The organism is Pedobacter sp., assembly GCF_039594775.1.
GTDB lineage: Bacteria > Bacteroidota > Bacteroidia > Sphingobacteriales > Sphingobacteriaceae > Pedobacter.
Genome location: NZ_JBCNMT010000004.1, coordinates 263,960 through 277,846 on the forward strand (window position 1 = coordinate 263,960; position 13,887 = coordinate 277,846).

At 38.2% G+C, this 13,887-nt stretch carries 15 protein-coding genes; 10 read left to right on the top strand and 5 right to left on the bottom strand.

Going from position 1 to position 13,887, the window contains the following annotated elements; all coding sequences use genetic code 11:
* Positions 1–9 precede the first annotated feature (9 nt).
* From ABDV71_RS12570 to ABDV71_RS12580, 3 genes are read right to left on the bottom strand one after another with little or no spacing between them, the layout of a single operon-like run.
* Entirely contained in the window at positions 10–1,737 is a 1,728-nt protein-coding gene (locus tag ABDV71_RS12570) for a M23 family metallopeptidase (protein ID WP_343533067.1), read from the bottom strand.
* A gap of 3 nt (positions 1,738–1,740) precedes the next feature.
* Positions 1,741–2,352, bottom strand: coding sequence for a fumarylacetoacetate hydrolase family protein (locus ABDV71_RS12575; protein ID WP_343533069.1), 612 nt, complete (start codon positions 2,350–2,352; stop codon positions 1,741–1,743).
* A 30-nt stretch (positions 2,353–2,382) separates the two neighbouring features.
* Positions 2,383–2,904, bottom strand: coding sequence for a T9SS type A sorting domain-containing protein (locus tag ABDV71_RS12580; protein ID WP_343533071.1), 522 nt, complete (start codon positions 2,902–2,904; stop codon positions 2,383–2,385).
* Positions 2,905–3,102: 198 nt separating this feature from the next.
* Between ABDV71_RS12580 and ABDV71_RS12585 the strand changes: the two genes are divergently transcribed.
* Entirely contained in the window at positions 3,103–5,067 is a 1,965-nt protein-coding gene (locus tag ABDV71_RS12585; protein ID WP_343533073.1) for a KUP/HAK/KT family potassium transporter, read from the top strand.
* 312 nt (positions 5,068–5,379) lie between these two features.
* Here ABDV71_RS12585 and ABDV71_RS12590 read toward each other — a convergent pair whose 3' ends face one another.
* The gene (locus ABDV71_RS12590; RefSeq protein WP_343533075.1) at positions 5,380–6,237 is read right to left on the bottom strand and encodes a UbiA-like polyprenyltransferase; all 858 of its coding nucleotides are present in this window, start codon (positions 6,235–6,237) and stop codon (positions 5,380–5,382) included.
* A gap of 19 nt (positions 6,238–6,256) precedes the next feature.
* The gene (gene yihA / locus ABDV71_RS12595) at positions 6,257–6,901 is read right to left on the bottom strand and encodes a ribosome biogenesis GTP-binding protein YihA/YsxC (protein WP_343533077.1); all 645 of its coding nucleotides are present in this window, start codon (positions 6,899–6,901) and stop codon (positions 6,257–6,259) included.
* A 119-nt stretch (positions 6,902–7,020) separates the two neighbouring features.
* Between yihA and ubiE the strand changes: the two genes are divergently transcribed.
* The 9 genes from ubiE (at position 7,021) to ABDV71_RS12640 (ending at position 13,852) form a co-directional block, all read left to right on the top strand.
* Positions 7,021–7,749: a bifunctional demethylmenaquinone methyltransferase/2-methoxy-6-polyprenyl-1,4-benzoquinol methylase UbiE gene (gene ubiE, locus ABDV71_RS12600; protein ID WP_343533079.1), complete on the top strand. Its 729-nt coding sequence runs from the start codon at positions 7,021–7,023 to the stop codon at positions 7,747–7,749.
* Positions 7,746–8,480, top strand: coding sequence for an outer membrane beta-barrel protein (locus ABDV71_RS12605; RefSeq protein ID WP_343533080.1), 735 nt, complete (start codon positions 7,746–7,748; stop codon positions 8,478–8,480). Before ubiE ends, ABDV71_RS12605 begins: the two co-directional genes overlap by 4 nt.
* A gap of 49 nt (positions 8,481–8,529) precedes the next feature.
* Positions 8,530–9,288, top strand: coding sequence for an SDR family NAD(P)-dependent oxidoreductase (locus tag ABDV71_RS12610; RefSeq protein WP_343533082.1), 759 nt, complete (start codon positions 8,530–8,532; stop codon positions 9,286–9,288).
* A 112-nt stretch (positions 9,289–9,400) separates the two neighbouring features.
* Positions 9,401–9,847 carry a GatB/YqeY domain-containing protein gene (locus ABDV71_RS12615; RefSeq protein WP_343533084.1) on the top strand — a complete coding sequence of 149 codons (447 nt, stop codon included), beginning with the start codon at positions 9,401–9,403 and terminating at the stop codon, positions 9,845–9,847.
* Between the two features lie 115 nt (positions 9,848–9,962).
* Complete coding sequence (locus ABDV71_RS12620; RefSeq protein ID WP_343533086.1) at positions 9,963–10,727, top strand: alpha/beta hydrolase; 765 nt, start codon at positions 9,963–9,965, stop codon at positions 10,725–10,727.
* Positions 10,728–10,732: 5 nt separating this feature from the next.
* On the top strand, positions 10,733–11,395 hold the full coding sequence (locus tag ABDV71_RS12625) for a CBS domain-containing protein (RefSeq protein WP_343533088.1): 663 nt from the start codon (positions 10,733–10,735) through the stop codon (positions 11,393–11,395).
* Between the two features lie 7 nt (positions 11,396–11,402).
* The gene (locus ABDV71_RS12630) at positions 11,403–12,284 is read left to right on the top strand and encodes an NAD kinase (RefSeq protein WP_343533090.1); all 882 of its coding nucleotides are present in this window, start codon (positions 11,403–11,405) and stop codon (positions 12,282–12,284) included.
* 1 nt (position 12,285) lies between these two features.
* A complete protein-coding gene (locus ABDV71_RS12635; protein WP_343533092.1) occupies positions 12,286–13,086 on the top strand; it encodes a DUF6089 family protein in 801 nt (266 codons plus the stop codon).
* A 25-nt stretch (positions 13,087–13,111) separates the two neighbouring features.
* Positions 13,112–13,852, top strand: a complete 741-nt coding sequence (locus ABDV71_RS12640) for an isoprenyl transferase (protein ID WP_343533094.1) — start codon at positions 13,112–13,114, stop codon at positions 13,850–13,852.
* Positions 13,853–13,887 lie beyond the last annotated feature (35 nt).

A 13,887-nucleotide genomic window follows, 5' to 3' on the forward strand; every position in this document is an offset into this window, starting at 1 on the left:
AAACAGCGATTATCTGTAAAATTCAATAGCGTATCTCTTCGTATTGTCTTTCATATCAACAACAAGTAATTCGAAGGTATGTTTACCTGCGGTAGTTTTTTCATCAAAGGTATGCCAAAGATTAGCTGTTTTGGTGTCGAACTCCATCAATACCCATTTGCCATCTATATATCCATTGAAGCTTTTAATGCCCGAAAGATTATCACTGATCCTAAAACTCATTTTGCTGATACCTGCCATATTTTTGCCGTTAGCAATGTTTACAGGGACGATATTAGGAGCAATAGTGTCTATAGCAATAAAGAAATTTCCAAAATTACGAGGTTTGGCTTTTACCCAGCCGTTTTCGAAATATCCGCCTTGTGATGAACGGTTGCTATTTACAATTAATGCCTTGTTTTGATACTTGGTAAGGGAACTATCGGCCTTTATCCATAGCTCGAAACCAGTATGCAAAGGCGTGAGGTTGTTTTGGATGTTGTGAATTTCGGAAAAGGCATTTTGTTGTGGCTTGGCTGTTTTCTTGTAAATAAAATTAAGGTCGTTGTACAGGGTGCCTTTGGGCAAAATTACTTTAACCTCATTATTGCCAAATTCATTTTGTTTGTTGTATCCGAATAAGGTGCCCACAGGAAAATCGGGAGTGTTAATTACCGCTTTTGAATCTGCTAGTACGTTAAAGGCCAGAGTGCTTTTATTTCCTCTGGCATCTGTGACGGTGTATTTAACGGTATGTAATTTGCCATCGTTAAAGGTAATACGGCCATTGTTTACCAAGTTAAAATAGATTTGCAATGGATTTCCTGGGTCTACGAAGCTCTTTTGAATGCTTTGTTTGGTACGCACATAGGTGGGGTAATCAATATGGGAATTGATGGCCTTGCTATTGTCGAAAGTAAAACGTTCAAGAGCAGAGGTGTAAACGGTAACACCGTCAACGACAAGTTCAATGGAATATACACCGTTATTGCCCGATGCTCCATTATGTCTATCGTTAGCTACAATGGCAAAGCCAACTTCGCCACTGAGGTGGATGGTATTTACTTGGTTAAGCTTATAGGTGCCCTTACCACCTGCAACTTGGAAATACTGTTTTGGGGTAAATTCGTTAAAAGGTTTTCCATTTAAGCGATAAACGTACATGGCGTGTATTACCGGAGGAATGTCGTCGGGAATACTGATGCCCAACAGTTGTGGGTTGATTGTTGCTTCGGTTTTGGCATCTCGTATTTCAAAATGCAGGTGTGGACCTCCGGAACTGCCCGTGTTTCCAGTATAAGCAATAACTTCACCTTTTCTAACAGGAATAAGGTCGGCTGTTGGAAATTCGTCGATTTCATACGACTGCTTTTTGTATTGAATGTTCTTTACAATTTGCGCTATTTTAGGGTTAAACCTAGATAAGTGCCCGTAAACGGTAGTGTAACCATTGGGATGATTAATGTAAAGTGCCAGTCCAAATCCGCTATTTTGTACTCTTAAACGAGAAATGAAACCATCTGCGGGTGCATAAACTGGGTAGCCGATTCGTTGATTGGTTCTAAAGTCAATGCCAGAATGGAAATGGTTGGCCCGTAGCTCTCCAAAAGAACCAGCCAAAGCTGGTGGTTCTATATCCAATGGCGACCTAAAATCGGTTAATGGATAGGTGTTGTTGCTGTAGGTTTGCTGAGCTTTTGAATCAAACGAAAGAAATGCCGAAAAAACAGCAGCTAAATAGGTAATGTAATGACGCATCTTTTATTTTATTTCAAAATTAAGGAGTTGTTTGCCTTCAAGCCAAGCCTCTAATCTGTCGCCCTGATCTACTCTTCCGACACCTTCTGGTGTTCCAGTAAAAATAAGGTCGCCCTTTTTAAGGGTAATATATTGTGAAACAAAGGAGATGATTTTTTCAAACGAAAACAGCAGGTTTGCAGTATGTCCTAACTGTTTAGTTTCGCCATTTTTTTTCAGCTCAAACTTTAAATCATAAAGGTTGCTGTAGTCAGCTTTTGGTGAAAAATTGCTCACCACAGCTGAATGATCAAAAGCTTTGGCTAGTTCCCAAGGTAAGCCCTTTTCTTTATGCTCTGCTTGGATGTCTCTTGCTGTAAAATCGATTCCTAAACCAATTTCATCGTAGTAATTGGCTGCAAATTTTTCTGAGATATGCTTGCCTTCTTTACAAACTTTAAGTACAATTTCCAATTCGTAATGTACATCATTAGAAAAACTTGGAATATAAAAAGGCTTATTGTCCTTTAAAACCGCGGTGTCGGGTTTTAAAAAAATGATAGGCTTGGTTGGGATGGCGTTATTGAGCTCTGCAGCGTGTGCGGCGTAATTTCTACCTATTGCAATGATCTTCATATTGCAAAACTAGCAAAAGAAAAATTGATATTAGAGTACCGATATTCTTTTAATGACAGGTTCTCCGCCAGCCATAATGCGTAGGAAGTAGATACCTGCATTTAATTTAGAGGGCATGTTATAGGTTTTGGTATGCTCTCCGTGAGGCAGACGCTCATTGGATAGTGTCACAATATCATTGCCCAACAAGTCGGTAATTTTAATAGAGATACTCGTTTCCTTTTCCAAGCGTAGGTTGATATTAAGTTGTTCTACTACCGGGTTTGGATAAATTTTAAGAATGGTAAGGTTTTTTTCACTCTTTTCTCTATTGGTCGTATTAGCGTTAACTACTGGATTTACAGAAGGTAAATAATTGTAAACGTTTGGTCTGTAGGGTTGTACGCTGCCCTTAATAACTGGAAATCGGTTGCTGGGCTTGGCTTTAAGTTTCAGGGAAATTCTGCTGGTATCAACCTTTTGAGCAAAAACAACAGAGCATATCAGCAAAAGCATAGCCGTAAGGCATGCTATATTGAAATTGAGCGCTATTTTTACTCTGTTTGTCTTCATTTAAATGTTTTACAAAAATATAAATAAATAAACAAAGAACTCAAACAAAGGGAGGCGTTATTATATTATTTAACAATATTTAACAAGGTAAAATATCTCCTCTATTTACGCCGGTTTTTTGGATAAGTTTTGGCTTTTTAATGAAATAGATTTTTATACTGATTATTTAATGTAATTTTGCAGTCAAATTTTAAGTACGTGTCAAGTCATAAAAACGTTAATGCCCTCACTGCCGGAGGGTTATTAGTTACACTGGGAATAGTGTTTGGTGATATCGGGACATCTCCCCTTTATACTTTAAAAGCAATTTTTAAATCGGTAATTGATACCGGGCAGCACATTACTCCCGATTTGGTACTTGGTGCTTTGTCGTGTATCATTTGGACTTTAACTCTCCAAACTACCATCAAGTATGTAATCATTACACTTAGGGCCGATAATAAAGGTGAGGGTGGGATTTTCTCGCTTTATTCGTTGGTGCGTAAAAAAGCCAAGTGGTTGGTGATTCCAGCAATTATTGGTGGAGCTGCGCTTTTAGCCGATGGCATGATTACGCCTAGTATTACCGTTACTTCGGCCATAGAAGGCTTGAAATTGAAATTTCCTGAAGTACAGGTTATCCCTATTGTAATTTCGATCATTGCCCTATTATTCATCATCCAACAATTTGGTACTAACTTGGTAGGTAAGCTTTTTGGGCCAATCATGCTGTTTTGGTTTGGGACGCTGGGAGTAATAGGTATTCTACAAGTTATTCACGATCCTTGGATTTTTAAGGCTTTGAATCCATATTATGCCATACACTTGATGGCTACCAATCCTGGAGCGCTATTGATTTTGGGAGGGGTTTTCCTTTGTACTACCGGAGCTGAAGCACTTTACAGCGATTTGGGCCATTGCGGTAGAAATAATATCCGCATTAGCTGGATTTTTGTGAAGTCGATGCTTATCCTTAACTATTTGGGACAAGGTGTTTGGGTATTGAAAAATGCTGGAAGCTATGACCCGCATGATGCACTTTCCAACCCTTTCTTTCAATTGGTGCCGGAAAGCATGGTGCTCTATCTGGTAATTTTGGCTACCACAGCAGCGGTAATCGCATCGCAAGCCATGATTTCGGGTTCTTTTACTTTGATATCGGAAGCAGTAAGGTTGAATCTATGGCCAAAAGTACGTATCAATTATCCGAGTGTACAAAAAGGACAATTATATGTGCCGTCTATCAACTGGTTGCTTTGTATAGGCTGTATCATCATTGTATTGGTTTTCAAAAAATCAGACAACATGGAAGGCGCTTACGGTTTAGCCATTAACCTTACCTTTTTGATGACCACCATTTTAGTGGCGGTGTATATGTTGCGTAAGAAATTCCCAATGTACCTAATTGTGATTTTTGTGGCTATTTACATGGCTATTGAACTTTCTTTCCTAGTAGGTAACATGGCAAAATTTGTGCACGGTGGTTGGGTAACGCTACTCATCAGTATGGTGTTGCTTAGTGTAATGTGGACTTGGTATGCCTCTAGAAAAATCAAGAATAGGTTTGTGAAATATGTGGAGATCGAAGATTACTATGACATCATCAAAGAACTAAGTAACGATACTTCGGTACCTAAATTCTCGTCGCAATTGGTATATCTAACCAGTGCTAATTTCAAAACCGAGATAGAGTCGAAAATTATTTATTCCATCATTCAGAAAGAGCCCAAACGAGCCGATGTTTATTGGTTGGTGCATGTGGATGTAATGGATGAACCTTATACGATGGATTACAAGGTGGAATTCCTGATCCCAGGAAAACTTATTCGAATTGACTTTAAGCTTGGTTTCAGGATTGAACAACGTGTAAACTTATTGTACCGTAAAGTAGTTGAAGAACTGGTTAAAAATGGGGAAGTAGATATAACCAGCCAATATACCTCATTAAATAAGCACAATATTGCGGGTGATTTTAGGTTCGTTCTGCTTGAAAAACATCTTAGTAAGTTTACCAATTTGAGCTTCTATGAAGAAACGATTATGGATTACTATTTTATTCTTAAAAAGTTGAGTTTGTCTGAAGTAACCAGTTTCGGTTTAGATTCAAGCTATGTTGATGTAGAAAAAGTGCCGTTGATTTTCGTAAGTCCAGATGATATTGAGCTGAACAGGTTGCCGGTGTAGGAGCTAGTGACTAGGGGTTAGTATTCGTTGCTAGTGGTTAGGAGCTAGGAATTAGTGATAGAAGTTAGGAGCTGTTAAGTTTTTGATAGGCACAATCTCCTTCAGTCTGCGGTTTTAATCTGCGGAATCAGCGGGGTGTGTTGGGAATTGTTTAGGAATTAGTGGTTAGGAGCTAGGAATTAGTAATAGTTGAGCTTTCTGCAAGTGGAATCTCTTCTTCGGTTTGTGGTCTAAATCTGCTAAATCAGCGGAAAATTAGCTAGAAGCCATTAGCCATTTATCCTTAACCATTAACCATTAATCATTAGTTAGTTATCTGCTTTTCAAATAAGCGTCTACCAAAAAGCAAATAGCAAATACTACAGAAGCATAGCCGTTGGTCGTAGCAAAAGCTCTGTCCACTTTGCTGATGTCGTTAGGCTTAACCAAGCGGTGCTGATAAACGAGCATGGTACAGAAAAATACCACTCCGGCATAATAAGGCCAACCGAAATCCATAAAGTAGATAGGAGCTATTACGCAAGCTGCAGATAAAACATGTAGAAAGGAAGAAAGTCTTAAAGCATTTTTACGGCCTAGCGCCGATGGTATTGAATGTAGTTTTTCAGAACGGTCAAATTCTTCATCCTGTAAGGCATAAATAATATCAAAACCACTTACCCAAAATAACACCGCAAATGAATATAAAACCGGGACAATGTTAAATTGGCCTGTAACCGCAATATAAGCACCTATTGGAGCCAATCCCAATCCAAGGCCTAATACCAAATGGCACAAAGCGGTAAAACGTTTGGTGTAACTATAAAACAATACCACAAAAATGGCAATAGGTGATAGGTAAAAACAAAGCGGATTGATTAAATAGGTCGTAGCAATAAAAAGCACGCAGTTAACAATCACAAAAATAAGTGCTTCCCTAGCCGAAATCTTTCCCGAAGGAATATCTCTCGTAACCGTACGAGGATTTTTAGCATCAATATCGCGATCTAAATACCTATTAAAGGCCATAGCGGCATTACGGGCAAATACCATGCACAATACTACAGCCAATAATAAATACCAATTAAATGGATTAGCAGTAGTGGTTACGCCCAAAAAAAAACCAATAAAGGCAAATGGCATTGCAAATATGGAATGGGCAAATAAAACTAGAGAGAAAAATTTCTTCATTAATGTGTTAAAAAACGGATTACTCTGATTTGCTGGCAGAATAAAATTGAGGGTCAATAATTGGTTTTACAAAATCTTCATTTACTTCTTGAACAAATTGCAACAGTTTTTCTCTCCCTTGCCCTTTTTCAGAAGAGGTGATGAAAAATGGAGGTACTTCTTCAAACCAGCCTAATAAGGCTTTATTAAACTTGGCTACATTTTGATCGGTTTTAGGGCCAGATTGCTTGTCGGCTTTAGTATACACTAATGCAAATGGGATTTGACATTCGCCCAACCACGAACAAAATTCTAAATCAATTTTTTGAGGTTCCAAGCGACTATCAATCAAAACAAAAACACACTGCAGATTCTCCCTTTTGGTAAGATAAGCCCTAATAAACTTCTCCCATTTCTCTCGGCTGCTCTTAGAAACCCTGGCATAGCCATATCCAGGTAAATCTACAATATACCATTTCTCATTAACTAAAAAATGGTTGATTAGCTGCGTTTTCCCAGGTTTCTGAGAGGTTTTTGCCAGACCTTGCTGATTGACCAGCATGTTGATCAATGATGATTTTCCTACGTTAGAACGACCGATAAATGCATACTCAGGCATGTCGGGTAAAGGCAATGCCGATACTTTGGTGTTACTAACTACAAAGGTTGCCGATTTAATAATCATGTTGCAAAGATAAGGTTAATTGTGAAAAACGTTTAATCGGTTAATCGATTGTCAAATACAATTAACCAGTTTTTACAGTTAACCGATTAACCAAAATAACCCTATCTTTGCCACACATTATGAATCCACAAATCACTCCATATTCCAGTACCGAAACCAAAAAAGAGCAAGTTGCCAATATGTTCAATAACATCTCTGGTACTTATGATTTCCTCAATCACTTTTTGTCTTTAGGTATTGATATCATTTGGCGTAAAAAGGCCATTAAGGAACTGTTATCATCTAAACCTCAAAAAATATTAGATGTTGCTACTGGGACTGGTGATTTCGCTTTTGAGTCTATCAAGATTTTAAAGCCGCAACAAATTATTGGAGTGGATATTTCGGAAGGAATGTTGAAAGTTGCTCGTAAGAAAATAGCAGAGCGAAATTTAGGGGACGTTTTTTCAGTGCAAAAGGGGGATTCGGAAGGGCTGAATTTTGAAGACAATACCTTTGATGCCATTACGGTGGCCTTTGGTGTGCGTAATTACGAAAATCTTGAAAAAGGATTGACTGATATGTATCGTGTATTAAAGCCAGGAGGAAAGGTGGTAATTCTAGAGTTTTCAAAGCCTAGGGCATTCCCAATCAAACAGTTTTATAATTTCTATTTCAAGCATATATTGCCATCTATTGGAAAAGTATTTTCGAAGGATAAAAAAGCCTATTCGTATTTAGAAGAGTCGGTACAGGCATTTCCTGACGGTAGAGACTTTACCACTTTGATGGAAAAAATTGGCTATCAACATACCAAACACCGTTCTTTAACGTTTGGTATTAGTGCCATTTATACAGGTGTTAAATGAAGAAACCTTTATTGATTCTCTTATGTTTCCTGTTTGCCAAATCTGTTCAAGCCCAAAACTGGGGCGGAGGAATTGATCAACAGGATTTCAACTGGGGTTTCAGTTTCCAATATGTGCTTTCAGAATATAAAATCATTACAAAACCCAATTGGCGGGAGCCTTTTATCAATACAGATCCACAAGAAGGACCTTTGGGGCCAGTAACACCGCCCCTAACAGGAATTAAACCTAAGCCATCCGTAGGATTTGGGATTGGTTTTGTGGTTAACTATAAGCTCAATAATAATGTTGATTTGCGTAGTACGCCCAGTTTAGTTTTTGCTGATAAATTGGTGGACTATACCTTTAGCACGGGGCCAGATAAAGAGCAAAAGGTGAGCCCTGTAATTGTGGATTTACCTTTGGGTATCAAACTAAAATCAGAAAGACGTAGAGACTTTAGGGCATATGTGCTTTTGGGTCTTAAATACTCATTGGATTTAGGAGCGGGCAAAAAACCAAAGGATGATGGTTTTGCATGGGCAGACCGCATGTTGAAAAACAAAGGTAAATATGCTTCATACGAAGCTGCTATAGGTTTTGATCTTTATTTTGAATACTTTAAAATGTCGCCTGAAATCAAGGTAAGCCATTCTTTTAAAGACGTTACCAAGCGAGAAGGACATCCATATGACACCCCCATAGACCGGGCAATTTTACGAAATTTTACTTTCAGCTTGTTTTTTGAGTAAAGCGCTTTTAAGAAAAAGCATAACTTTGTGCAAAATCCAATAAAAACAGATGGCCAAAATAGCATTAATTACCGGGGCAACATCTGGCATTGGCGCTGCCTGTGCTGATACTTTTGCCGCCCAAGGTTATGATTTAATCCTCGTTGCCAGAAGGGAAAACCTCTTAGACAGTCAGGCGCAACAGCTCAATGAGAAGTATGGGGTTAAAATCAAAAGACTTGTTGCCGATGTAAGGGATAAGGAAAACATTAATTATGTGCTAGACACCCTGCCTGCCGAGTGGAAAAATGTAGATGTATTGGTTAACAACGCTGGTTTAAGCCAGGGGCTTGATCCCATAGATAAAGGTGATACGGAAGATTGGGATACGATGATTGATACGAACGTTAAAGGTTTGCTATACGTGACCAAAGTAGTATCGGGATGGATGGTAGAGCGAAAACAAGGGCATATCGTCAATATTGGTTCCATTGCCGGAAAAGAAGTTTATCCTAATGGGAATGTATATTGCGCCACTAAGCACGCAGTGGATGCATTGAGTAAGGGGATGCGTATTGATCTTTTACCACATAACATTAAAGTAACGCAAATTAATCCGGGGATGGTAGAAACTGAATTTTCTATTGTACGTTTTAAAGGTGACGAAAATAGGGCTAAGAAAGTTTATGATGGACTAGAACCTTTAATTGCACAAGACATTGCAGACGCCATTTGGTATGTAGTAAGCAGGCCGGCACATGTTAACATTAATGATATGCTGATTATGCCGACTGCCCAAGCCACAGGAACGATAGTAAAAAGAGACTAGAATTGTTTAACCGTTAAAATCGTTGATTTGTTTAATTGCTACTGAACGATTAACAGATTTACCAACAAAACAATTAACCAGTTAAACAAATAAACATTTAACCCATTTGAACATGATATCAACAAATATAGATCAGGAAATAAAACAGGCCATGTTGGCTAAAGACCAAGTAAGATTAAGAGGTCTTAGAGCTATAAAATCTGCATTGCTATTAGCAAAAACAGAAAAAGGCCAAACTGAAGAGCTTAATGAAGAAGCTGAAATAAAAATTTTACAAAAACTGGTTAAGCAGCGTAAAGAATCGGCTGATATTTACCAGGCTCAAGGTAGAGATGACCTTTACCAAGTGGAACAGGAAGAAATTGATGTAATTTCTCAGTTCTTGCCAAAACAATTGGAAAGGGCAGAAATAGAGTTGATTATCTCCAAAATAATTGCCGAAACAGGAGCCACTTCCATTAAAGAAATGGGTAAAGTAATGGGCTTGGCCAATAAAGAATTAGCAGGGAAAGCTGAAGGTAAATTGATAGGAGAAGTGGTGAAAAGCCAGCTTTCATAACCCTTTAAAAAGACGATTAAACACCGTAAATGTTAAAATGTGATTTTAATTCTCATTAATTACATTTACTCTATTAACTTAGTGGCATATACCAAGACCATACATAAAAATATTTATGAATTACGAAGTAATTGAACAAGAGGGATTTAAATTTATTGAGGTTGGAGAAGGAGAACCTTTAGTATTACTTCATGGTTTAATGGGCGAACTAAGCAATTGGGAGCATGCTATAGACAAGTTCAAATCGAGCTATCGCGTACTTGTGCCCATTTTGCCTATATACGAATTGCCCATTTTAACTTTGGGAGTAAAAAGTTTATCTAAATATTTACATCGTTTCCTTAAGTTCAAAAAATTAAACCAAGTAGTTTTAGTAGGGAATTCTTTAGGTGGTCACGTGGGTTTAGTATTTACTGTTGCCCATCAGGAATTTGTAAAAGCATTAGTGCTTACAGGAAGCTCTGGTTTATATGAAAATGCTTTCGGGGGGTCATTCCCAAGAAGAGAGAGCTATGACTTCATCAAGGAAAAAGTGGAATTTACTTTCTATGATCCTGCCACAGCAACTAAGGAATTGGTAGATGAAGTATTCCAGACAGTTAATGATCGTTCGCGTGTAATTAGAATATTAGCGCTTGCCAAATCGGCCATTAGGCACAATATGGCAAAAGAACTTAAAAAAATTACCATTCCGGTATCGTTAATATGGGGAAAACAAGATAAAGTGACCCCGCCTGATGTAGCGGAAGAGTTTCATGAATTGTTGCCTAATTCAGAGCTGAACTGGGTTGACAAGTGCGGACATGCCCCTATGATGGAGCAACCAGAAATATTTAATAGCCATCTGGAAAAATTTTTGGACAGAATTTTGCTTAAGTAAACTATATGCTAGCAGGAGAACTCATATCAAACGTTATACCGCCACTGCGTACTTCCGATACCGCTCGGAAGGCTTTGGAGCGTATGAATGAGTTTAAACTGTACCATTTGCCCATTGTTAACGAAATTCAATATTTAGGCTTAGTTTCTGAAGAGGAGCTCATGGAAGCTCGCGACATGGAAATCGCTATTGGCGCCTTGCCCGTAAAGTTATTGAATACGTTTACTTTTGAGAACGCCCATATTTATGAAGTAATCAGACTGTTTAGTGAACTGCAGCTTTCGGCGGTACCCGTACTTGATCAGCAAAAGAATTATTTGGGTATCATATCCATTAATAATCTATTGAATTTCACAGCTAACCTTTATTCGGTAAGTGAGCCAGGAGGTATTATCGTGCTTTCTATTAGTAACAGAAACAACTCGTTGGCTCATATGGCTCAAATAGTTGAGGCAGATAATGCACAAATACTTTCTTCATATATCAATACCTTCCCCGATTCTACCAGATTAGAAGTGACCTTAAAAATTAATAAAACAGAAATTTCTGCAATAGTGGCCGCCTTTGAGCGCTACGATTATGAAGTTAAAGCAGTATTTAATAATAGTAGTCATGATGACGATTCAATGGATAGATTTGATTCGTTCATGAACTATTTAAACGTATAATTCTTGCATGAAAATAGCCTTATACGGTAGGGATTTTAATGATAGCGTATTGCCCTTTGTACAAGAGGTATTTGATGCGCTTACTGCCAATCAGATTGAAATTACCGTTTATCAAAAATTCTTTGAGTTTATAAAGAATAAATTGGTATTGCCCCATAATCTCGCCACTTTTTCAGGACACAAGGAGTTGGTAAACAGAGCCGATATTCTGGTAAGTTTAGGTGGCGACGGAACACTTTTGGACACCCTTTCATTTGTCCGTGATTCGCAAATTCCAGTCATTGGGATTAATTTTGGTCGTTTGGGATTTTTGGCAAGTATCAATAAATCTGAAATTGATGCGGCTATCAAGGCGTTGGTAAATGGCGAGTATACCATTGATAAACGTAGCTTGCTTAACCTAGAATCTAAAACCGGGTTGTTTAATGACGAAAATTTCGCTCTGAATGACATCACCATCCACCGTAGAGACGATTCAGCGATGATGATTATCCATGCCTATATGAATGGAGAATTTGTAAACTCCTACTGGGCCGATGGCTTGATCATCGCTACACCTACAGGTTCAACAGCCTATTCATTAAGTTGTGGCGGGCCAATTATATTGCCGAGCGCCCAAAACTTTGTCATTACGCCTGTAGCGCCACATAACTTAAATGTTAGGCCCATTATTGTGCCTGATGATGTAGAGCTTACCTTTGAAGTAGAAGCACGTAGTACCAAATTCTTACTTACTTGCGATTCGAGAACCGAGACGGTAGATCGGAGCGTGAAAATCAATATCAACAAAGCAAAATTTAACATAAATCTTATTCGTCTTAACAATGAAACGTTTTTAACTACGTTAAGGAATAAATTGCTTTGGGGTATTGATACCCGTAACTACTAGAATGAGTTATAAAAAGACGCTATTAGCCATTGTTTTAACTACGCTTTTTGCCTTCAACACTATGGCCCAAGTATGGGAAATAGGTGCACAGGCAGGTGGTGCTGGCTATATGGGCGATTTAAATCCTACAAAGCCATTGAAAATTAGTGGACTTTCTTTTGGTGGTTTTGCAAAAGTTAATTTCGACCCCAATTGGGCACTTTCCTTAAATTATAATTTTGGTAAGATTAAAGCTGATGATGCCAAATCCTCTAATGAAGGTTTCAGAGCACGTAATCTTAGTTTCAGCAATAACCTCCATGAAATTAGCTTTATGGTTGACTTTAATTTCTTTGATTATTTTGCGGGGGGAGGTTTCTCAAAATTTTCGCCCTATCTCTTTACCGGAATAGGTGGAGTAATTTTTAACCCAAAAGCAGTTTATCAAGGAAAGGAATACGATCTGGCTTCTTATCAAACGGAAGGAGAAGCATATAAAACTTATGCATTGAGTGTTCCGTTTGGTTTAGGGGTGAAATACAGAATTGGTGAAAGATGGAGCCTGATGAGTAACATTGGATACAGAAATGCCTATACCGATTTTTTGGATGATGTGAAAGGCCTGTATCCCGACGCCAGTAAACTTTCAAGCGATCCCAATACTCGTCAGATGCAGCAAATTTTGTCAGATCGTTCCGGAGAAAATACAGGAAATTATATTGGTTTGCCTAATACCCAGCGTGGAGATTTTAGAAAAAGAGATACTTATATGTTTGTAGGTATTGGCATAACTTATACCTTTGTGAGCCAAAAGTGTTTTTAACTCATAACGACCTCAAAAACAGTAAATGAATTTTAAAGATCAAATAGATATTAACCGCTTACCAGAGCATATTGCTATTATTATGGATGGCAATGGTCGGTGGGCAAAAAACCAAGGAAAATTTAGGGTTTTTGGGCATGAGAGTGGAGTGCTTTCCGTAAAGGACATTGTGGAAGGCTGTGTAGAGATAGGCGTTAAATATCTTACTGTTTATGCTTTTTCAACAGAAAACTGGAATCGTCCAATTGATGAGGTGAATGCACTAATGGAGCTGTTGATCTCTACAATTAACCAAGAGGCAGAGACACTTAACAGAAATAACATCAGGCTAAATGCCATAGGTGATTTAAAATCGTTGCCCCAAAAATGTATAGACGATTTGGCAGATGCCATGAATAAAACCAAGGAAAATACAAAATGTACCTTAACCTTAGCATTGAGCTATAGTGCAAAATGGGAAATTGTTGAAGCCGCAAGGAAAATAGCGGAGCAGGTAAAAGATGGCCAAATTGGTGTTGATCAAATTGACGAAAAGCTTTTTGCTTCTAAGCTTACTACTGCAAACATTCCCGATCCTGAGTTGATGATCCGCACCAGTGGCGAGCATCGCATCAGCAATTATCTTTTATGGCAAATGGCCTATACAGAATTGTATTTTACCGAAACTCTATGGCCAGATTTCAGAAGAGAACACCTTTATGAAGCCATTGTAAATTATCAAAAACGCGAACGTCGCTTTGGCAAAATTAGTGAACAACTTAACTAATTTTTCTTTTAACACTTTTTAACAGGAGTTTAAAT